A 19,555-nucleotide genomic window follows, 5' to 3' on the forward strand; every position below is an offset into this window, starting at 1 on the left:
TTGAACAAGATGAGCAAGAAAAACACCGAGGCGTCGCAGGGCGAGGCCGGCGGCCTGCGCAAAGGCCTCACCAGCTACGGCGACAGCGGCTTTTCGCTGTTCCTGCGCAAGGCCTTCATCAAGGGCGCCGGCTACACGGACGGCGCGCTGGACCGGCCGGTGATCGGCATCGCCAACACGGGCAGCGCCTACAACCCCTGCCACGGCAACGCGCCGCAGCTGCTGGAAGCCGTGAAGCGCGGCATCATGTTCGCGGGCGGCCTGCCGATGGATTTCCCGACCATCTCCATCCACGAGAGCTTTTCCTTTCCCACCAGCATGTACCTGCGCAACCTCATGTCCATGGACACCGAGGAGCTGATACGCGCGCAGCCCATGGACGCGGTGGTGCTGATAGGCGGATGCGACAAGACCGTGCCCGCCCAGCTCATGGGCGCCGCGTCGGCGGACATACCGGCGATCCAGCTTGTGACGGGATCGATGCTGACGGGGTCGCACCGTTCAGAACGGGTGGGCGCATGCACGGATTGCCGCCGGTACTGGGGCAAGTACCGCGCCGAGGAGATCGACAGCCAGGAGATCGCCGACGTCAACAACCAGCTCGTCGCCAGCGTGGGCACCTGTTCGGTCATGGGTACGGCAAGTACCATGGCCTGTATTGCCGAAGCGCTGGGCATGACCGTGCCTGGCGGCGCTACGCCGCCCGCCGTCACGGCTGACCGGATGCGCATTGCTGAACTCACGGGCGCGCAGGCCGTCGAGATCGCCAGGCAGCGCCTGTCGGTCTCGAAGATCCTGACCGCGGATTCCTTCGAGAATGCCATGCGCGTGCTGCTGGCCATCGGCGGGTCCACCAACGGCATCATCCATCTGACCGCCATCGCCGGCCGGCTGGGGCTGGACCTGGATCTGCAGGCGCTGGACCGCATGGGGCGCGAGACGCCCGTGCTGGTGGACCTGAAGCCTTCGGGCCAGCATTACATGGAAGACTTCCACAAAGCGGGCGGCATGGCCACGCTGCTGCGCGAACTCAAGCCGCTGTTGAAGCTCGACGCGCTGACCGTGACCGGCAGGACGCTGGGCGAGGAGATCGAACGCGCGGGGCCGGGGTTCCCGCAAAGCGTGGTCAAGACGCGGCAGAACCCGATCTATCCACAGGGCGGCATAGCCGTCCTTTCGGGCAACCTGGCCCCCGAAGGCGCCATCATCAAGCAGTCATCCGCCGATGCCGGGCTGATGGAACACGAAGGCCGGGCCGTGGTGTTCGAGAACGCCGAGGACCTGGCGGGCCGCATCGATGCCGCGGACCTGGACGTCACGCCGCAGGACATATTGGTGCTGAAGAACATCGGGCCCAAGGGCGCGCCCGGCATGCCGGAGGCGGGCTATATCCCGATCCCCAAGAAGCTGGCGTCGCAGGGGGTGAAGGACATCATCCGGATCTCTGACGGCCGCATGAGCGGCACCGCCTTTGGCACCATCGTGCTGCATGTCACGCCGGAAGCGGCCATAGGCGGGCCGCTGGCCTATGTCAGGAACGGCGACCGCATACGCCTGAGCGTGAGTCGGCGCGAGATCTCCCTGCTGGTGTCGGACGAAGAACTCGACCGCCGCCGCCGCGAGCAGCCGGTCACGCCGCCCACGGCCGAGCGCGGCTACAAGAAGCTCTTCCTCGATACGGTGACCCAGGCCGACAAGGGCGTGGATTTCGACTTCCTGCGCGGCGTGCCGGGCAAGTCGAAGTAGGGCTACGGCTTTGCCCGGCGTGCTTCCATGTTGCCGAAGAGGGTCCGGGCATCCTGGGATATCGACGCGGCCATCTTGGCGTGATGGCCGCGGGTATTCCAGATCAGGCCGTTCCTGCGCACGGGCGCACGGTTGGGCAGCGGGATGCGCGCCACGTCGAGCGACTTCCACATGGACGACCAGTCCGGAATCAGCGCAACGCCCAGGCCTTCATGCACCAGCGCGACGATGGCTAGCAGGCCGTCGATCTCCAGCCGCTGCTTGGGCCAGATCTGGTGGTCGCGCAGATAGCGGTCGGCCAGCTGGCCGCCGTAGATGTTGCGGTCGTAGCGTATGAAGGGTTGGGTCGACAGCAGGGTGTGGGCGTCCTGGTCCGCAAGATGGGACGGCGCGACGACGACCAGCGGTTCTTCCATGAATGGCTGCCAGAGACAGCTCTTGGGCACCGCGAACTGCGGTTCCACCACGATGGCGGCGTCGAGTTCGCCGTTGACCACCTTGCCGCACAGGTCTATGGAGCCGCCGGGCGTGACGAAGACGGAGGCGTCCGGATGCTTGCGGTACAGCGATTTCAGTATCGGCGGCAACACGTTCGTCAATGCGGACACGAAACAGCCGATGCGGAATTCGCCCGGCTGGTCGCCGTCGATGGCCATGGCGCGCAGATCGCGGATGTTGCGGATGGCCGACTTGGTGCCTTCGAGGATACGCATGCCGCTCTCGGTGGGCCGGACCGAACGCCCCGAGCGCTTGACCAGCGCCACGCCCAGGTCCATCTCCAGCGCCTTGATGCGCGCGGCGATGGCGGCCGAGGTCAGATCGAGCTTGCGCGCCGCTTCGGCGAATGAACCAGCTTCGACGACTGCGACGAAGCTCTGCATGCACTTGATGTCCATGATGCGATGGGCCTATTGCCCTGAAAGGAGAAACTTCAGGTTGAAGATCGCACGAACCGCTACGAACCCGGCTGCGATGGTTGCAGGCTTATCGCGCCAATTTTCCGTATGTTATAGCGTCGAGGTTGAAATCCATGATCGAGCATGAACTGGCCCAAGCGCGCCAGGCAGCAGCAAATGTCTCCGGCAAGGGGGACGGCAAGTTTCCCCCTCTGCTCAAGGTAGGGGTTTTTCCCGAGTCGGTGGAAGCGCAGTTCCGCTCGAGGTTCACGTTGATCGACGAGGCGGCGCTGCAAAACGATCCTGCGCAGGCCGATGCGATCGGCGGCATCGTCACGCGCTCGAACTACCGGATTTCCGCCGAGCTGATGGATCGCTTGCCGGGGCTGCGCATCATCGCCACCAACGGCGTCGGCTACGACGGCATCGCGCTGGACCGCGCGCGTGAGAAGAACATCGTCGTGACCAACACGCCGGACGTGTTGAACAAGGCCGTGGCTGAATTGGCGGTGGGGTTGTTGCTCGCCTTGCTGCGCCAGTTGCCTGCCGCCGACAGCTTCGTGCGCACGGGCGCATGGGAGGCCTCGCCCTTTCCGTTGGGGGCGAGCCTGGCGGGCAGGAAGGTCGGCATCGTCGGTTTAGGGCGCATCGGCAAAGAGATCGTCCGGCGGCTCGTGCCGTTCGAAGTGGACCTCAGCTACTTCGGCCGCACGCCCCAGGATACGCCGTGGCGGCATTTTGATTCTCTGCCTGCCATGGCTCGCCATGTGGACGTGCTGGTCCTGTCATGTCCCGGCGGGGCGGCAACGCGCCACATCGTCGACGCCGCCGTGTTGAGTGCGCTGGGGCCGGAGGGGGTGGTCGTCAACGTCGCCCGCGGCTCGGTGATCAATGAGGCCGACCTGTGCCATGCGTTGGCCAACGGCATCATCCAGGGGGCCGCGCTCGACGTGTTCGAAAGCGAGCCGCTGGGCGAGAGCCCCCTGCGGCGCCTGTCGAACGTGATCCTGGCGCCCCATATCGGCAGCGCCACGCACGAGACGCGCCGCCAGATGGCGGAGCTGGCGATGCGGAACCTGGTGTCGTTCTTTACGACGGGGAGGGCGGTTACGCCAGTGGCGTAGCCGGACGTCGGGCTACCCGCTAGAACCACACTGTCGCAATCAGCAGCGCGCAGCCCGCCGTTGCTGTGGCTGCCATGATGGCGGCCAGGCGCAAGGCGATCTTGCGTTCCTTGCGGCCGACGTTGGGGTTGCCGACGTTGGCGGACCGCAGTTGTTCCCAGGTCGACGCGGCTCCCGCTTCGCGGCTTTGCAGGGCCGACGCGGCGTTCGCCGTGGAGCGGGAAATGCGGGTGAGCCGCAGCGCCGGATAGGCCAGCAGCAGCCCGGCCAGGAACAAGGCGCAGGCGCTGATTGCGCCTGCCGTGAAGGCCGAGCTGTCGCGCGCCGCGAACAGGATTAGGGATGCCGCCAGGCCGATGAGGTTCAGGCCGGCCAAGGCTTTCAGCGCCTGGACTCCCCAGGGGCCGGTGGCTTCCTCGGTGAAGTCTCCGACCGAGCGCCAGTAGGCGGCGTCGTTGGATGCGGCCTGGAAAAAGAAGGCGAGATCCCTCAGGAGCACGTCGCCTTGCCTGTCATCGGGACTGGTGTCTCCATGCCATTGGGTGGCGAACTTCCTGCTTCGATCAGCGTCCGCGTGATGCGCGCGGGCCCAATTTTCAGCCAAGCCTATCGCGGCTTCGACGGTAAGCGCCTCTGCGGGTCTGGCACTGTCTTTCATGTTTAGCGTCCCCATATATGGGACATTGTACTAGGCCTGAGTGGACGCTACCTTGATGCAAGGCACACCCCGCGCGGATCAAGGCAAGGCGGCGCCGGGATGGGGTGCTGTCCGGGAAAAACAGACTTCGAGCAAGCTGTTGCTGCGCAGTTTGAGGGTGACGTCCGTACGCTGCCCGCCCGGCGTAGTGGCGGCGAAGAAACCAAGGGCCAGCGCGCCGAACCAGGCGGGAACAAAGCTGGCCAGATCCCAGCCCGACACGCTGGCGTTGTAGGGTTGCTTGACCGTCCGCACGGTCAGCCCATGTTCGCGGCACAGCGCCTGCAGCGCTGCCGCGGTTTCGTCGATGTCGACGATGTTCTCCAGAAAGAACGGCTCCTGGACTCGCATCAATCTGGCAAGTTCGCCTGCAGGCAGGCGGTTCTGGAAGTAGGTGCGTACCGTGGACATGTGGCGGGTTCCTGGTGAGCGCAAATCGTCATGCACCGGCTTGGGGGGGCGGAAAGCGCCGGGCCAGCATAGTCTATGCCAGATCCACCCGCTGTTCCAGATCCACCCGCTGTTACGGTCCCGATTCATCGCCTCTGTGTCTGGTGGACCGCGCGCCGGCCCCGCACACTTCCCGGGTCGCCGCGCTGTCCGCGTGGCCTGAGAGGACGTTCCATGCGCTACCGTTATGTCACCGCCGATGTGTTCACCAGCCAAGCGTACGGCGGCAATCCGCTGGCGGTCGTGTTCGACGCCCAGGGCCTGAGCACGGCGCAGATGCAACGCATCGCGCGCGAATTCAACTATTCCGAAACCAGCTTTGTGCTGCCGCCGCGGGATCCTGCCCATACGGCCTGGGTGCGCATCTTCACGCCCGACCGCGAGGTGCCGTTCGCCGGACATCCCAATGTGGGCACGGCCGTGGTGCTGGCGCGCGAAATGGCTGCCTCGGGCCTGACCGTGCCGGATGCCTTCGCGTTTGAGGAGGAGGCGGGACTGGTGCGCATTGCGCTGCGCCCAGGCGCAAACGGCGCGGCGGGTGCGGAACTGCTTGCGCCGCAACCGCTGTCGCGCGCCAGCGAGGCGCCGGCCGCCGCGGTTGCGCGGGCCTTGAGCCTGGAGCCTGCGGACATCGATACCTCCACGCATGCGCCGCAGGTGGCGTCGGTAGGCCTGATCTTCCTGGTGGTGCAATTGGCCAGCCGCGACGCCTTGCGCCGGGCCGTGCCAGATCCGGCGGGCTACGCGGCCCTGCTGCCGCTGGACGGCGCAAAGTCCATCTATGCCTACACCACTGACACGGGGGCGGGCGGGGCGGATGTCCAGGCCCGCATGTTCACCGGTCGCATGACGGAAGACCCCGCGACCGGCAGCGCGACGGCGGCCATGACGGCCTTGCGCACGGCCCTGCGCGGCGCCGGCGCAATGCGCCTGAGGGTGGAGCAGGGCGTGGACATGGGACGCGCCAGCGTGCTGCTGGCTCACGCCGAACCGCGCGCCGATGGCGTATGGGCGGGCGTGGCGGGCGAGGCCGTGGTGGTCATGGAAGGCACGCTGGAGGCGCCTGACGCGTCCTGACGTTGGCTGCGCTTCGCCGCCTCGTGTATGCTTGCCCTCATGAACGCACAGCATTTCGCGCCTATGTCTGGCGCAGCCTACCGACGAATCACTCGACGCTTACGTTGAGTGGCTGGTCACGTCCCGGCGCCAAACCATCGGCGCCATATCCTGAAAGCCACGATACCCCTCGTGGCTTTTCTGTTTCTGGCTGGTCCCGCTGTCGAGGCGTATCGCAAGGCTTTCGTTGCCATCCTTGAAGGAACGAAGCATGAGTGCGCAAGACCTCGCCATCCGGCCCTACCATTCGACCGACGAAGCGGCCATCATCCAGCTGTGGCATGACTGCGGCCTGACCCGCCCATGGAACGACCCGCGCAAGGATATTGCGCGCAAGCTTGCGGTGCAGGCGGACTTGTTTCTGGTGGGAGAGGCGGACGGCGCGATCGTCGCGACGCTGATGGGCGGCTATGACGGCCATCGCGCCTGGATCAATTACCTGGCGGTATCGCCCGCGCATCAGCGCCGCGGTCATGCCACCGCGCTGATGCAGGCGGTGGAGCGCAGGCTGCTGGAAATGGGTTGCCCCAAGATCAATCTGCTGATCCGGTCGGGCAATATTGCGGTGAAGGACTTCTACGCGACCCTGGGCTTTCAGCAGGACGAGGTCATCAGCCTGGGCAAGCGCCTGATTCCGGACCTTTGACGGATCCCGATCAGACGCTTGCGGATGGCGATCAGATCGCCACGGTCAGGTACACCGCTTCGCGACCCACGATGGGCATGCGCGTGGGCATGAAGATGGTGCAGTCGTCGCAGGGCGAACGGATTTCCTCGGTGCCGTTCATGGCGATGAGTTCACCCTTGGCGAAGGTTTCGAAGCCGATCACCGGACGGGTAAAGGTGAAGTCCTCGGACTTCACCATATGCACTTCGAGCAGGCGGTAGCGCTGCGGCGCGGGCGGGGGCGGCGTGCCGGCAGGCATGTCGATCAGGCCCGTGTGCGCGAGGAAGCGCAGCGTGACGTCGGTGGCCAGGTCGGCGGCGGATTGCGCGAAGTGCTGGCCGCATTCGACCACCAGCGAGCCGCTGCTGTCGGAGTGCGGATCGCCGTGGCGGCCGTAGCCCATGACGCCAGTGCCGGGGAAGAGGTCGGGCGGCATCACCAGATGCACCTGCGGCACGCCGACGGCGCTGGCCAGCGCCGTGTTGCGGTCCATCTCGGTGTAGACCCAGAAGGGTTGCACCGGCGCACGCGTGGAATGGATGTCCAGCACGAAGTCGGCGGCGTCCAGCACCGGACGCAGCTCGCGGGCGCGGCGCAGTTCTGGGCTGTCTTCCGGGCCGTCCAGCATGGCTGCGGACCAGATGCGGTTCAGGTTGTGGACGAGCTGGCGGTTCTCGTAGGGGTTCTCGATATCGAAGGCTTCATAGGCTTCGACGTGCGCGAAGCTGACGGTGAGCGTGCCGATCTTGGGGCGCACGCCCGAGTCCAGCAGATGGGTCGCAGCCACCATGCCGCAGATTTCGTTGCCGTGCGTGATGGCGTTGATCAGCACGTGCGGGCCGGGACGGCCCGACTCGAACCGGTGCACGTAGGGGATGCCGACATTGCCCTCGCGATAGGCCGAGAGATCGCGCGGCAGGACTTCGAGCGGGGCGGTGTCGGGTTCGAAAGCGGGATTTTTCATGGGAGTAAGGCCTATTCAGGACGGATGCCGGCGCGGTCGATCAGGTCTTTGTACAACGCCAGGCGCTCGGACATCATGGCGGTGAACTGTTGCGGGGTCTGGTTCTCGGGGGGCAGCGCGCCGGCCTTTTCCAGGGATTGCGGCATGCCGTCCTCGGTGGCGGCGGTGCGCACGGCGGCCAGCAGCTTCTGGACGATGTCGGGCGGCGTGCCTGCGGGCGCGGCCAGGCCGATCCACGACATGGAATTGAGCACGGGGTAACCCAGTTCCTCGAAGGTCGGCACGTCGGGCAGGGAGTCCAGGCGTTTTGGGGCGGCCACCGCCAGCGCGCGCATCTTGCCGACCTGGATGTGGGGCAGGAAGGGCGCGAGGTTGTCCAGCGCGAACTGCGCCTGGTCGGACAGCAGCGCGTTGATCAGCGGCGCGCCGCCGCGATAGGGCACGTGCACGGCCTGCAGCTGCAGGGTGTTCTTCAGCAGTTCGGCGTTGAGCTGGCCCATGCTGCCGATGCCTGCGGTGGCATAGTGCAATTGGTCGGGGCGCGCCTTCAGCAGCGCCACGAACTCCGCCAGGTTGCGGGCCGGCACGGCGGCATTGGTCACCAGCACATTGGGCGTGCGCGACAGCTGCGAGATCGAGACGAAGTCCTTGATCGGGTCGTAGCCCAGGTCATTGCGCATCAGCGGGTTGGCCAGGTGCGAGCTTTGCGAGGACGCGACCAGCGTGTAGCCGTCCGGCGCGGCGCGCGCGACGCGCTTGCTGCCGATGGCGCCGCCCGCGCCGTCGCGGTTCTCGATGATGACGCTGGTACCCAGCGCCTTGCCCAGGGCGTCCGCGTACAGTCGGCCGATCAGGTCGACGGAGCCGCCCGCAGGGAAGGGGACGACCAGCGTGATGGGGCGCGAAGGATAGGCGTCGGCGCGCGCGGCCAGCGGCAGCAAGGCGGCGCCCAGACCGGCCAGAATCAGGCTGCGGCGGATCGAGGACGGTCCCTGCGATTGATGCTTCATGGAATTCTCTTGTGGTGACTGCGGGTTTGGTCTAATTTGCAATGAAGATTGCAGGTAGCAATATAAGATGCAATGTGTATTGTGAAATTTGGGGTTATCACCTAGGGCCATGCAAGGATGAACCTGCACCAACGTATTGCCGGCTACGGCCGCAAGCTCAGCAAGAGCGAACAATTGCTGGTCGAGGAGATGCAGGCGCGCTATCCGCAAAGCCTGCTGGAATCGGCGACGGCGCTGGCCAGGCAGGTCGGCACCAGCGCTTCCACCGTGGTGCGCCTGTTGGCCAAGCTCGGCTACGAAAGCTACGCGCAGGCCCAGGTGGAGGCGCGCACGGAAGTGACGGCGCGCCTGGCCTCGCCCGGCGAGCGCGCGGACGCGGTGGGCTCGGACAAACCGTCGGCGCGCGCCTGCCTGCATAACGCCTTGCTGCATGACCAGCACAACCTGAAGGAGACCTACGCGTCGATCGACGTGGCCGCCTTCGAGGCTGCCGTCCGACTGCTGACGCAGCGCAAGGGGCGGGTGCATGTGCTGGGGCTACGCCAGGCCGCGCCGCTGGCCAGCCACGTGGCGCTGTACTTGAACCTGTGCCTGCCTTCGGTCAAGCCCATGGTCGCCGCCGGTCCGCTGTTCCTGGAAGACCAACTGCTCTGGATCGACGAGGCCGACGTGCTGCTGGCGTTTACCTTCAGGCGCTATTCGGTTGCCGCGGCCAAGGCGGTGCAGTATTTCCGGCAGCGAGGCGGCAAGGTGATTCTGATCACCGATTCGGCGTCGGCGCCCGCCGCGGCCTCGGCACACCACGTGCTGATAGCGCGCAGTTCCAGCGCGTCGCCTTTTGATTCCTATACCGCGGCCTTTTCCGTCTGCAATGCCTTGCTGGCGGCGGTTGCGCAGCGCAGCAAACAGGCCTTGGGCGCGGCTCTGGAGCGCGGCGAAGGCTTGTGGGACGCGCAATGGATACGTCCGCCGGGCGGCTGAAAGATGCTGCTCGCACCGTTCTTGCGGCGAGCGCGAAAGGCCAGGATTTGGACCGATTTTCGGCCATTTGGATGAGCTTCAAGATGCGTTCGCACTACCTGCTCTAGTACTTCATAACTCCTTGAAAACATTACTTTTCAAGCCAAAAATTTTTTGGCATATTGCGGCCGGGAAAAACAATTTCGAGGAGCAAGGAATGGGCGCGTGGCCACAGCGTCATATTGATGGATTCGAGGTGGAATGTCAGGTCATCCGGCTGGATACCGGCATGTTGGCGATCGAGGTAGCGGTGTGCCGGAGGGTGGAAGGCGAATTCGAGCGGCGCTGGTCGCTGCCGCGTTTCGTGACCTTCGAGGATCCCGGGACGGCAAGACGCCACGCCGAACTGGTGCTGTCGGGCATCGTGTCGGTGGACGAAGCCACGGGCGAACCGCGCTACGGCATCCTGTAGCGGCGGGCCGGACCCGCAGCGGCAGGCAGGGTTTTGTTTCTTTTCACACAATCGCGTGCTTTGCGCTGGCGGATTTGCCCGGTACATTGGTGTAGGGTGACAACAACAAAGGAGAGTTCCATGTTTGATACTTTTCCTGTCTTGCGTCGTGTCGGCCTGGCCGCCGCGGCGATCGGCGTGGCCGGCCTGATGTTCACGGGTTGCACCACCAACAGTTCCAAGTCAGAGGCCACCGCGACCGAACAGCGCCAATCGTTGAACAGTGCGGCCGACGCCACCTTGGGCAAGCTCTATCAAGCGTCGCCGCAGTCCAGGGAACTGGTCGCCCGCGCCCGAGGCGTGCTGATTTTTCCTGATGTGTTGAGCGGCAGCTTCATCATCGGGGCCGAGCATGGCAAGGGCGTGCTGCGCGTGGGCAGTTCCACCGCCGGCTACTACAGCACCACGGCGGGTTCCGTCGGCTTCCAGGCGGGGGCGCAGTCCAAGGCGATGGTGCTGTTGTTCATGACGGATGAGGCGCTTGCCAAGTTCCGCAACAGCAGCGGCTGGACCGTGGGCGCCGATGCGACGGTTGCGGTTGTCAATGTGGGCGCCAACGGCCGCATCGACACCAACACGGCACAACAACCCATCGTCGGCTTCGTGATGAACAACGGCGGCCTGATGGCAGGCGTGTCCCTGGCCGGTACCAAGATTTCCAAACTGAATCTTTGAACGGGCCTGCCAAGCAAAACGCCGCGGATGTTCTCCGCGGCGTTTTTGTTTGGCGCGTCTGCCGGCGCTTCAGCCCATGAGCGTATCGCCGTTGTTGCGCACCGAGCTCTCGCGCTGCATTTCGGCGGCTTCGATGTCCGGGTCCAGGCCGCGCCAGCGTCTGATCCGGCCGCGATCCTGCTCGGGCTCCCAGCCGAGCAGGCCGTAGCGCGTGATTTCGGTTTGACCCGTTTCGAATTCCACTTCGAAGTAGCCCTGACGATCGGGTAGCGTGCCGCCGGGGAACCAGTCGGTTTCAGGCATGGTGTTCTCCTTGCTAGGCGATGGGAGGGGCGCCGGCGCGGGGCGCGGCGCTTTCATTGTGGAGGGGCGCCACGGATCCCGCAAGTTGCCGCCGCGGGCTTCACGCGAGCGGGACGGCGGTGGTGTACAGCACCTGCTTCAAGGCGAAGCTGGAACGGATGCTGGCGACGCCCGGGATGCGGGTGATGTGTTCGACGATCAGCCGCTCCAGCGCGTCCACGTCAGGCACCAGGGCGCGTATCAGGTAGTCGGCGTCGCCCGACATGAGGTAGCACTCCATGATTTCCGGCAGGACCGCGATTTCGCGTTCGAACACGTCCAGCGCCGCCTTGCGCTGCTTGTCCAGCGAGATCTGGATGAATACGTTGACCTTCAGGCCCAGCTTGCGCGCGTTGAGCAGCGTGACGCGGCGGTCGATCAGGCCCTCGGTTTCGAGCCGGCGCACGCGCGCCAGACAGGGAGAGGCAGACAGGTTCACGCGCGCGGCGAGTTCGACATTGGTCAGCCGCGCATCGCGCTGGAGTTCGTTGAGGATACGGATGTCGGTGGCATCCAGGTTGATTTCCGGCATAAGTCACCCAGTTACGGTCATTCAGCAATTCATCTGTGCTGAGTATGACGGGTATCTCCCTTGAATGCAGTGAAATATGCTGGGGTTAACCCTATAGACTATTCCATCATTTGGTAATTGTGCCAAAGCGCGGAATATTCAAGCAGTAGATTGGGCAGTAATGAGTCAGCAGAGCACGTTGGGCAGGTTTTTGCCGCTGGTCGGCGCGGTCGCCATCTGGGGCGGCAATTGGCCCGTCATGAAGCTGGGGCTGACGCATATGAGCCCGCTGTGGCTGGCCGCCAGCCGGTTCGGCTCGGCCGCGCTGATCAGCGCGCTGGTGCTGGGCATGCTGGGCCGCCTGCGCCTGCCGACACGGCAGGAAATGCCGCTGGTGGCGGGTGTGGCGCTGCTGCAGATGGGGGCGTTCACGGCGCTGGCGCTATGGGCGATGCAATACGTGGCGCCGGGACGCGCGTCCGTGATCGCCTACGCCACTTCCATCTGGGTGATTCCCCTGTCCTCGCTGATCCTGAAGGAGCGCCTGTCGATGGCGCAATGGCTGGCGACGGGGCTGAGCTATGCCGGCATCGCCGTCATCGTCGCGCCCGCGTTCAGCCCTTGGCAGGCGCACACCGTGGTCGGCCTGGCCATGTTGCTGGGTGCGTCCTTTGCGTGGGCCTGCAATATCATCCAGCTGCGCGGCTACCGGCATATCCGCCTGGGCGCGGACATGATTCCCTGGCAGACCGCCATCGCGGCGCTGCCGCTGGCCGCGCTGGCGTGGATGCGCGATGGCGCGCCCGTTTTCCTGGCGCAGCCCGAGGCATGGCCCGTGATCCTGTACACCGGTCCGCTGGCTACCGCGCTGACCTTCATCGTGGTGCTGGGCATGACGCAGAAGATGCCGCCGGTGGCGACCTCGATCGCCATGCTGTGCGTGCCGGTGATCGGGCTGGTCGTGTCGTCGCTGGTGTTCCAGGAGTGCATCTCGGCCGACCTGGCGCTGGGCTTGGCCCTGATCGGCGCCAGCGTGGCGGCGTCGGCGGCGGCGACGCGCCTGAAGCGGCCGCTGGCGCTGCGGGCTTCTTAGCCCGTCAGTACGCCGCAGGCGTGAAACCGGCCATCGGCGCGTTCTAGAATGTCGAGCGCCGGAACCGTTCCGGCTTCTCTTGCAGGCGTGCGGCGGGTATGGATTCCTTATATGTGCTGGTCGCGGCGGGCGCCATGGCCGCCGGTTTCGTGCAGGGCCTCTCGGGCTTCGGCTTCGGCATGGTGGCCATGTCGTTCTGGGCCTGGACTATAGATCCCAAACTCGCGGCTGCGATGGTGGTGTTCGGCTCGCTGACCGGCCAGTTGCTGGCCGCGTTCACGATGCGCCGCGGATTCACGATGGCGCACCTGCTGCCCTTCGTGGCGGGCGGATTGCTGGGGATTCCGCTGGGCGTCAAGCTGCTGCCCTATCTGGATCCGCTGATGTTCAAGGCGCTGGTCGGCGGACTGCTGGCGGTCTGGTGTCCGGTGATGCTGTTCGCGACGCGCTTGCCGCCTATCACGGCGGGTGGACGATGGGCCGACGGCGTGGTGGGAGCGATGGGCGGCGTCATGGGCGGCATAGGCGGCTTCACCGGCGTCATTCCGACTTTGTGGTGCACCTTGCGTCGCTTTGACCGCGACGTGCAGCGCGCGGTGATCCAGAACTTCAACCTGTCGATGTTGGTCGTGACGATGGCGAGCTATGTCTACACCGGCGTGGTGACGCGCGACATGCTGCCGCTCTTTGCGGTGATCGTGCCGGCGATGCTGGTGCCGACCTTGTGGGGCACGCGCGTCTACGTGGGCATCAGCGACGTTGCGTTTCGCCGCATCGTGCTGGGCCTGCTGACCGTTTCGGGCGTGGCGCTGCTGGCGTCGTCCTTGCCCAAGCTGCTTGCCTAGCGACTTTTACAGGTCGCCAGGGCGGGGCATGGCAACATGCTATCGTTGGGTATTCAAGAGAGAATCACCGCATGGCATTGCACCGTTTCGAGAAAGGCGAGTTGGGACATTGGCTGCGCATCGTGGCCGACAATTGCGAGCCCGGCGCTGCCCAGACTGAAGTGCCCGCCCACGTGGCGCAGGCGCTGGAGACGTTGCGTTGCATTGCAGCCGACGCCGACGGCCGCTGGCTGATCACCGAGAAGGGCAAGCTCGCCCTGCGCATGGAAGAGCCGGGCGCCATCCATTTGCGCTAACCCGCAAAATCCAATTATGTCGACAGCAGGCGCGGCCCGGGGCCGCCCTCCGCGTTTCGCCGCGTCTTGACCGTTTGGCGCGGGGATTTCCACACAATTTGCGAATGTTTTCGCAGTATTTCGCGAGTTCGCGACCAATAGGGCCGTGCTACGGGAATTTCCTGAGACGGAATGCGCGATTTGGCTGCTTTTCGACGTATCGCGACCCACGAGTCGCCAGTAAGATGAACTTGCGTGACGTTTGCAGGTCTATTCATTTGCGCGGGGATTCTGCCCCCGCAACGTCACGCGTGGTTCACGCGTTTAGGTAACCGACTGGGAGGTAGCACATGCAGCATCGTGACCAGGAAGTTCTGATCGACGTTTCCACAGCGGCCATGGATACCGGCGGATATGGCGTACTGCTGACGGTTACGGCCGAGGGCGGCACCGAAGTGGATGCCGCGTTTTCCCACTTGGGCAACTGCGCTTCGTTGGACGAAGCACGCGATCGCGCGGAAGTATTCGCGCAGAACTGGGTAGAGGAAAACATCTTCCGATAGGGCGCCACGCCCTGGACGGAGCTGATCGGCGGGACCGGTCTGTGTGAGCATGACGCTTCGGAGAATACTCAAAGGTTTGCGACGAAAATTTCGGTTATCGTTGCTGCTCCAAAATCTGGGGCCCTCATTGGGTATGCGCCGTTCCAAGATGACTGCCGCACAGACCAACTCTTCACTTGCGGAACACATCCGCGCATTCCGCGACCATTTTGATTCCGTTGTCCTGCCCCTTTGGATGGGGCAGGGTTTCAATGGCGCGCTGGGTCTGCCTTATGAATCGCTGGACGCGGCGACGGGCGCCGCGCTGCCGGTCGAGCGCTACCGCGCCATGGCTTGCGCGCGCCAGCTCTACGTTTTTTCGGAAGCGCCGGGCGACGCTGCGGGCGCGCATGCAGATGTGCTGTTCGAATCGCTGCGGCGCGTGTTCCGCGACGAGCATCACGGAGGCTGGCGCTATAGCGTGGACGCCGCGGCGCATCCGCTCGATGACACGCAGGACCTGTACACCCACGCGTTCATCGTGCTGGCCTGCGCCGCCTATTTCCGCCGCAGCCGCAATGCCGATGCGCGCAAGCTCATGCTGTCGACTTCCTCGACCATCGAGGCGCGCTTCAAGACCGCCGACGGGCTGTATCACGCGGCGCTCAGCGCCGACCTGAGCCAGCCTCTGCGCGCGCCCGCGCAGAATCCCATGATGCATCTGACCGAGGCCTACCTGGCCGCAGCCCAGGTCGCGGAGCCGGCGCTGTACGCGCAGCGCCTGCGCGGCCTGGCGCAAGGCATCAGCCATTTCTTCGTGCATGCGGCCTCGCAGTGCATCGCGGAAGAGCGGCAAGGCTCGGCCGGCAACCGGCTGGAGCCCGGGCATCAGTTCGAGTGGCTGTCGCTGGTGCAAGGCTCGGCCGAGGTTTTCGACGGCCTGGAGTTGACGGAGTCGCTGCCGCGCGCTGTGCGCTGGTCGCGCCGCCATGGTGTGGACGCGGGCGGAGTGGTGGCGTCGCTGGACGAGTCCGGCGCCGTGATCGACGATACGCGCCGGATCTGGGCGCAGACCGAGTACCTGCGGGTGCTCGGCGTGCTGGGCGACCTGCCCGCGCTGGAGGCCGGCCTGTCCATGTTCCGCGCGCGTTTCCTGCACCCCGGCGGCTGGTACGAATGCCTGGACGCGGAAGGAGCGGTGGTGCGCAAGGACATGCCGTCGACCTCTCCGTATCACCTGGCAACCTGCCTGGCGGCCCTGCCCACTGTTGTTTAATTGTGGCGTTAACAATATTTTTTGGATTTAGGGGCCTGATTCGATAGAAAAGTATTGGTGGAATCCCTTACAATTTAGTTACTAAAATTGTAGGGAAGCACCAATGAGCGTTATGTGCCTGGCTTGCCAACGCATTAACCCCGGGCTTGCAGGCGTTGCGCCGCATGCCCATCTGGGACACCAGGGGTTCACCAATCCCACGCAGAAAGGCCGTGAAGAAAGCCGTGAAGACCATTTCCGCTGCCTGAATTGCGGCGCGAAATGGCTGCGCGAGACCGACAAATGGGGCGTGGACCTCGGGTTCAAGCTCGCACCCTGAGCATTTTCGACCGCGCCGGCAGCATGGCGCAGACCCCCGCAGCGGGCTCCAGATCGGGAGCCCGTTTTCATTTTGTAGTATTCCCGCGCAGGACGCCGGCAACGGGTTGTGTCCGCAGGCTAGGCGCTCAGGCTGGGCTGGCGGCGATTACGTCGGGATCCTGCCCGGCGGTTTCCAGCAGCCATCGCCGGAAACAAGCCAGCGCGTAATGGTCGCGGCGCTGGGCCGGGGCGCATAGATGGTAGCCACGGTCGATGCGGATGGGCAGGTCGGGAAACGGGGCCACCACGCGTCCGGCCTGCAGGTCGTCGCGGACCAGGCAGCGCTGCAGCACGGCGATGCCCATGTCGGCCATGACGGCGCGAACCAGGATGGAAACCTGGTCAAAGCCATTGGAAAGCTGGACCGAGGCGCGCGGCACGCCGGCGGCGGCCAGCCACTGCGCCCAGTTGTCCATGCCATTCGAGTGATACAGCAGCGGTTCCCCGAGCAGGCCGGCTGGCGTGTCCCAGAGTCCCTGCGCGCGCCGGGCCGCCAGACGGGCGGGGTGGCAGATCACGACCAACTCGCGCCCGATCACGTAGTCCACCTGCCAGCCCGGCCATTGCTCCGGCATGCCGGACAGGATGCTGGCATCGGGCGTCTCACCCGAAAAATCTTCGTTGCGGCGGTAGGCCGCGAAGCTGAGCTGGATATCCGGATGGCGCGCATGAAAGTCGGACAGGCGGGGCACCAGCCAGGCGCTGGCCAGCGTCGGCACCGTCGACAGCGTCAGGCGCAGGCGGCGGTCATTGGCGCGCAATCCGGCGCTGAGCGACTCGATCTGCTGCAGCGGGCCTAGCGTGCCGTCGTACAGGCGGCGTCCGGTTTCAGTCAGGGTCAGGCCATGGGCGTTGCGATGCATCAGCGGCTGGCCGAAATGCGCTTCCAGTCGGGAAATGGCGCGGCTGACGGCGCCCTGGGTGACGCACAAGACCTCCGCGGCGCGGGTGAAGCTGCCCAGGCGTGCCGCCGTCACGAAGGCGTGCAGTTCGGACATGGAGGGCGAGTGCAGTCGCATCTAGCATGACCATTGGTAATGAAGCCGTGCAATATAGTCGTTTGAAAGGGGATCGTAAAGTTCGGACACTGGCGGCCTTGTCGACTGACCTTCAACTTTCGGAGTCATCCCCCATGTCCCGCCGCCTCCTGGGCCGGTCCGCGCGCTTCGCGCTCGCCGGCATGTTCGCCACGTTGTCCTTTGCCGGCATCGCCCAAGCTGCCGACTATCCCGCCCGCCCCATCAAGCTGGTGGTGCCGTTCGCCGCTGGCGGTTCGACCGACATCGTGGCGCGCCTGGTGGCCGAGTACGCCGGCCGCGACCTGAAGCAGACCATCGTGGTCGAGAACAAGGCCGGCGCCGGCGGTTCCATGGGCATGGAGCAGGTGGCCCGCGCCACGCCCGACGGCTACACCATCGGCATGGCCACGATGAGCACGCACGGCTCGAACCCGGCTGTGTTCCGCAAGATGAACTACGACCCGGTGAAGGACTTCGTGCCGGTGGCCAACGTGGTCGCCGTGCCCAGCATCTTCGCGATCAATCCGGGCCTGCCGGCCAAGAATATGGCCGAGTTCGTGGCCCTGGCCAAGAAACAGCCGGAGCGCTATAGCTTCGCCTCGCCGGGCGTGGGCTCGCTGGGCCATGTGAACATCGAGAACTTCATGATGCTGTCCGGCATCAAGCTGCTGCACGTGCCGTACCGCGGCGCGGGTCCGGCGTTGAATGACGTGATGGGCGGGCAGGTGGACGCGATCACCGACAACCTGTCCTCGACCCTGCCGCAGGTGCAGGGCGGCAAGCTGCGCGCGCTGGCCGTGCTGGGCGCCGAACGCTCGCCGCTGTTGCCCGACGTGCCGACCTACATCGAGCTGGGATACCCCGACATGGGTACGGGCGGCTGGTTCGGCCTGGTGGCGCCCGCCGGCACCCCGCCGGCCGTGATCGAACGCCTGAACAAGGCAGTGCGCGCGGCCCAGGACGATCCGGAATTCCGCAAGAAGGCCGAGGAAGTGGGTGGTACGCTGGTGCGCACCACGCCCCAGGAATTCGAGGCGCAGATCCAGCAGGCCCTGGCGCGCTACGCCAAGGTCGCCAAGACTGCCAATATTCAGGCTGATTGACGATGACCCACGCCGACTTCGACGCTGTTTCCGTACACGAGCCCACGGGCCCGGGCTTGCCGCTGGTTTGCGATTCGCCGCATAGCGGCGAGCGCTATCCCGACGACTTCGGCGCCGCGGCCACCCTGGCGCAATTGCGCCAGGGCGAGGACACGCACGTGGACGCGTTGTGGTCGGCGGCGCCGGCCCTGGGCGCGACGCTGATCGCCGCGAACTTTCCGCGCGTCTATATCGATCCCAACCGCACGCTGCAGGACCTGGACCCGGAGCTGCTGGCGCAACCCTGGCCCGAGCCGCTGGACCCGGGCGAGAAGACCCGCCTGGGCAAGGGTTTGATCTGGCGCAGGATGGACAGGTCCACGCCGATCTACGACCGCAAGCTCACGCTGGCCGAAGTGCGCCACCGCATCCAGGCGTATTACGAGCCTTACCACGCGGCGCTGTCGCAGGCGATCCAGCAGGTGCGGCAGCGTTTTGGCGCGGTCTGGCATCTGAACCTGCACTCCATGCCCAACGACGCCTACGAGCGCCTGGGCCGCAAGAGCGAGCATCCGCTGGCGGACTTTGTGCTGGGCGACCGCGACGGCACCACCTGCGAGCCGGAGTTCATCGCCCTGATCGAGACCGCTTTGCGCGGCAAGGGCTACACCGTGGCGCGCAACGACCCCTACAAAGGCGTGCAGTTGATCGCGCAGATCGGCCAGCCGGCCTTGAATCGGCACAGCTTGCAGGTGGAGATCCGCCGTCCGCTGTACATGGACGAAGCCACGCGCGAGCGCAACGCCGGCTTCGCGCCGCTGCAGGCGGACCTGTCCGACGTGCTGGCCCAGGTGGCGGCCTACGTGCGTGCGCGCCAGGCGGCGCTGGCTTAAGTTTTTCCGCGGCGGGCCGTAGTCGGTAACAAGGAACCGCGCTTTTTTGGGCGCGGCCACACGGAACCGCAATGGCTGAGAAGATCATCAACGGATTTTCGGTGCTCGCGTACGCGACCCAACCCGAGGGGCGCGTGCCGCCGCGCGCTTTCATCGAAACGCGGCGGTTGCCGAAGAAAAAGAGCCAGGCCGAACGGGACGCGCAAGCGGCAGCCCAGGCCGATGCGCCAGCGCCACCGGATGACGCCGTGCAGCAGGAAGCCGAGCCCGACACCCAGGCTTTCGAGATCTTCATCAGCCGACGCTTCCGCAGCACGGTCGAGGCCATGTCGGCCGCGCGCAACGCGCTGGACCGCGTCAAGCAGGTCGACGAGGACGGCGTTCCGGACCATTTGCCCGAATAGTCCAGCCCCTGGGCGGCCATGCGTCGCCCATATTGTTATCCCGACTTTGTATTTGTCTAACCCCTGAGCGCAGGTCGATGATGCCGCATGGCAATCA

At 65.4% G+C, this 19,555-nt stretch carries 24 protein-coding genes; 16 read left to right on the forward strand and 8 right to left on the reverse strand.

Annotated elements, in window-relative coordinates; all coding sequences use genetic code 11:
• The first annotated feature begins 9 nt into the window (after window positions 1-9).
• Window positions 10-1,746: an IlvD/Edd family dehydratase gene (locus IB268_RS26890; protein ID WP_054458304.1), complete on the forward strand. Its 1,737-nt coding sequence runs from the start codon at window positions 10-12 to the stop codon at window positions 1,744-1,746.
• A 2-nt stretch (window positions 1,747-1,748) separates the two neighbouring features.
• Here IB268_RS26890 and IB268_RS26895 read toward each other — a convergent pair whose 3' ends face one another.
• Window positions 1,749-2,642 (reverse strand): LysR family transcriptional regulator, encoded by an 894-nt coding sequence (locus IB268_RS26895; protein WP_192355092.1) that lies wholly within the window; start codon window positions 2,640-2,642, stop codon window positions 1,749-1,751.
• A 134-nt stretch (window positions 2,643-2,776) separates the two neighbouring features.
• Here IB268_RS26895 and IB268_RS26900 point away from each other — a divergent pair, with 134 nt between their 5' ends.
• Entirely contained in the window at window positions 2,777-3,766 is a 990-nt protein-coding gene (locus IB268_RS26900) for a 2-hydroxyacid dehydrogenase (RefSeq protein WP_119451635.1), read from the forward strand.
• A gap of 19 nt (window positions 3,767-3,785) precedes the next feature.
• Here IB268_RS26900 and IB268_RS26905 read toward each other — a convergent pair whose 3' ends face one another.
• Complete coding sequence (locus IB268_RS26905; protein ID WP_192355093.1) at window positions 3,786-4,424, reverse strand: hypothetical protein; 639 nt, start codon at window positions 4,422-4,424, stop codon at window positions 3,786-3,788.
• Between the two features lie 78 nt (window positions 4,425-4,502).
• The gene (locus IB268_RS26910; protein ID WP_192355094.1) at window positions 4,503-4,874 is read right to left on the reverse strand and encodes a hypothetical protein; all 372 of its coding nucleotides are present in this window, start codon (window positions 4,872-4,874) and stop codon (window positions 4,503-4,505) included.
• A 213-nt stretch (window positions 4,875-5,087) separates the two neighbouring features.
• Between IB268_RS26910 and IB268_RS26915 the strand changes: the two genes are divergently transcribed.
• Both IB268_RS26915 and IB268_RS26920 read left to right on the forward strand, forming a co-directional pair.
• Window positions 5,088-5,990 carry a PhzF family phenazine biosynthesis protein gene (locus IB268_RS26915; RefSeq protein WP_054458231.1) on the forward strand — a complete coding sequence of 301 codons (903 nt, stop codon included), beginning with the start codon at window positions 5,088-5,090 and terminating at the stop codon, window positions 5,988-5,990.
• A gap of 250 nt (window positions 5,991-6,240) precedes the next feature.
• Window positions 6,241-6,675 (forward strand): GNAT family acetyltransferase, encoded by a 435-nt coding sequence (locus tag IB268_RS26920; protein ID WP_054458230.1) that lies wholly within the window; start codon window positions 6,241-6,243, stop codon window positions 6,673-6,675.
• 31 nt (window positions 6,676-6,706) lie between these two features.
• Here the strand turns inward: IB268_RS26920 and IB268_RS26925 are convergent, their stop codons facing one another.
• Both IB268_RS26925 and IB268_RS26930 read right to left on the reverse strand, forming a co-directional pair.
• Window positions 6,707-7,660, reverse strand: coding sequence for a succinylglutamate desuccinylase/aspartoacylase family protein (locus IB268_RS26925; RefSeq protein ID WP_054458229.1), 954 nt, complete (start codon window positions 7,658-7,660; stop codon window positions 6,707-6,709).
• Window positions 7,661-7,671: 11 nt separating this feature from the next.
• Window positions 7,672-8,670, reverse strand: a complete 999-nt coding sequence (locus tag IB268_RS26930) for a tripartite tricarboxylate transporter substrate binding protein (protein ID WP_054458228.1) — start codon at window positions 8,668-8,670, stop codon at window positions 7,672-7,674.
• Between the two features lie 117 nt (window positions 8,671-8,787).
• On the opposite strand from IB268_RS26930, the gene IB268_RS26935 reads away from it, so the two are divergent.
• From IB268_RS26935 to IB268_RS26945, 3 genes are all read left to right on the forward strand, one after another.
• A complete protein-coding gene (locus IB268_RS26935) occupies window positions 8,788-9,651 on the forward strand; it encodes a MurR/RpiR family transcriptional regulator (RefSeq protein WP_119451637.1) in 864 nt (287 codons plus the stop codon).
• A 268-nt stretch (window positions 9,652-9,919) separates the two neighbouring features.
• Complete coding sequence (locus IB268_RS26940) at window positions 9,920-10,102, forward strand: hypothetical protein (protein ID WP_225589211.1); 183 nt, start codon at window positions 9,920-9,922, stop codon at window positions 10,100-10,102.
• Between the two features lie 120 nt (window positions 10,103-10,222).
• The gene (locus IB268_RS26945) at window positions 10,223-10,816 is read left to right on the forward strand and encodes a YSC84-related protein (protein WP_054458225.1); all 594 of its coding nucleotides are present in this window, start codon (window positions 10,223-10,225) and stop codon (window positions 10,814-10,816) included.
• A 69-nt stretch (window positions 10,817-10,885) separates the two neighbouring features.
• On the opposite strand, the gene IB268_RS26950 is transcribed toward IB268_RS26945, so the two are convergent.
• Window positions 10,886-11,119 (reverse strand): hypothetical protein, encoded by a 234-nt coding sequence (locus IB268_RS26950; RefSeq protein WP_054458224.1) that lies wholly within the window; start codon window positions 11,117-11,119, stop codon window positions 10,886-10,888.
• 100 nt (window positions 11,120-11,219) lie between these two features.
• A complete protein-coding gene (locus IB268_RS26955; RefSeq protein ID WP_006226939.1) occupies window positions 11,220-11,690 on the reverse strand; it encodes an Lrp/AsnC family transcriptional regulator in 471 nt (156 codons plus the stop codon).
• A gap of 160 nt (window positions 11,691-11,850) precedes the next feature.
• On the opposite strand from IB268_RS26955, the gene IB268_RS26960 reads away from it, so the two are divergent.
• The 6 genes from IB268_RS26960 (at window position 11,851) to IB268_RS26985 (ending at window position 16,019) form a co-directional block, all read left to right on the forward strand.
• Window positions 11,851-12,762 carry a DMT family transporter gene (locus tag IB268_RS26960; protein WP_192355095.1) on the forward strand — a complete coding sequence of 304 codons (912 nt, stop codon included), beginning with the start codon at window positions 11,851-11,853 and terminating at the stop codon, window positions 12,760-12,762.
• Between the two features lie 98 nt (window positions 12,763-12,860).
• Entirely contained in the window at window positions 12,861-13,607 is a 747-nt protein-coding gene (locus IB268_RS26965; RefSeq protein ID WP_054458222.1) for a sulfite exporter TauE/SafE family protein, read from the forward strand.
• 71 nt (window positions 13,608-13,678) lie between these two features.
• A complete protein-coding gene (locus IB268_RS26970) occupies window positions 13,679-13,903 on the forward strand; it encodes a hypothetical protein (protein ID WP_054458221.1) in 225 nt (74 codons plus the stop codon).
• 329 nt (window positions 13,904-14,232) lie between these two features.
• Window positions 14,233-14,445 (forward strand): hypothetical protein, encoded by a 213-nt coding sequence (locus IB268_RS26975; RefSeq protein WP_008159938.1) that lies wholly within the window; start codon window positions 14,233-14,235, stop codon window positions 14,443-14,445.
• A gap of 148 nt (window positions 14,446-14,593) precedes the next feature.
• Window positions 14,594-15,700, forward strand: coding sequence for an AGE family epimerase/isomerase (locus IB268_RS26980; protein ID WP_192355096.1), 1,107 nt, complete (start codon window positions 14,594-14,596; stop codon window positions 15,698-15,700).
• Window positions 15,701-15,803: 103 nt separating this feature from the next.
• Complete coding sequence (locus IB268_RS26985) at window positions 15,804-16,019, forward strand: hypothetical protein (RefSeq protein WP_042792993.1); 216 nt, start codon at window positions 15,804-15,806, stop codon at window positions 16,017-16,019.
• A gap of 127 nt (window positions 16,020-16,146) precedes the next feature.
• On the opposite strand, the gene IB268_RS26990 is transcribed toward IB268_RS26985, so the two are convergent.
• A complete protein-coding gene (locus IB268_RS26990) occupies window positions 16,147-17,079 on the reverse strand; it encodes a LysR substrate-binding domain-containing protein (protein ID WP_175182130.1) in 933 nt (310 codons plus the stop codon).
• Window positions 17,080-17,192: 113 nt separating this feature from the next.
• On the opposite strand from IB268_RS26990, the gene IB268_RS26995 reads away from it, so the two are divergent.
• The 3 genes from IB268_RS26995 to IB268_RS27005 all read left to right on the forward strand — a co-directional run bounded on the left by IB268_RS26995 (window position 17,193) and on the right by IB268_RS27005 (window position 19,458).
• Window positions 17,193-18,182: a tripartite tricarboxylate transporter substrate binding protein gene (locus IB268_RS26995; protein WP_054458219.1), complete on the forward strand. Its 990-nt coding sequence runs from the start codon at window positions 17,193-17,195 to the stop codon at window positions 18,180-18,182.
• 2 nt (window positions 18,183-18,184) lie between these two features.
• Window positions 18,185-19,054, forward strand: a complete 870-nt coding sequence (locus tag IB268_RS27000) for an N-formylglutamate amidohydrolase (RefSeq protein ID WP_119451640.1) — start codon at window positions 18,185-18,187, stop codon at window positions 19,052-19,054.
• A gap of 71 nt (window positions 19,055-19,125) precedes the next feature.
• Window positions 19,126-19,458, forward strand: a complete 333-nt coding sequence (locus IB268_RS27005) for a hypothetical protein (protein ID WP_054458217.1) — start codon at window positions 19,126-19,128, stop codon at window positions 19,456-19,458.
• Window positions 19,459-19,555: the final 97 nt, after the last annotated feature.

It is taken from the genome of Achromobacter sp. ACM01, from assembly GCF_014851745.1.
In the GTDB taxonomy this organism is placed as follows: Bacteria; Pseudomonadota; Gammaproteobacteria; order Burkholderiales; family Burkholderiaceae_B; genus Achromobacter; species Achromobacter aegrifaciens.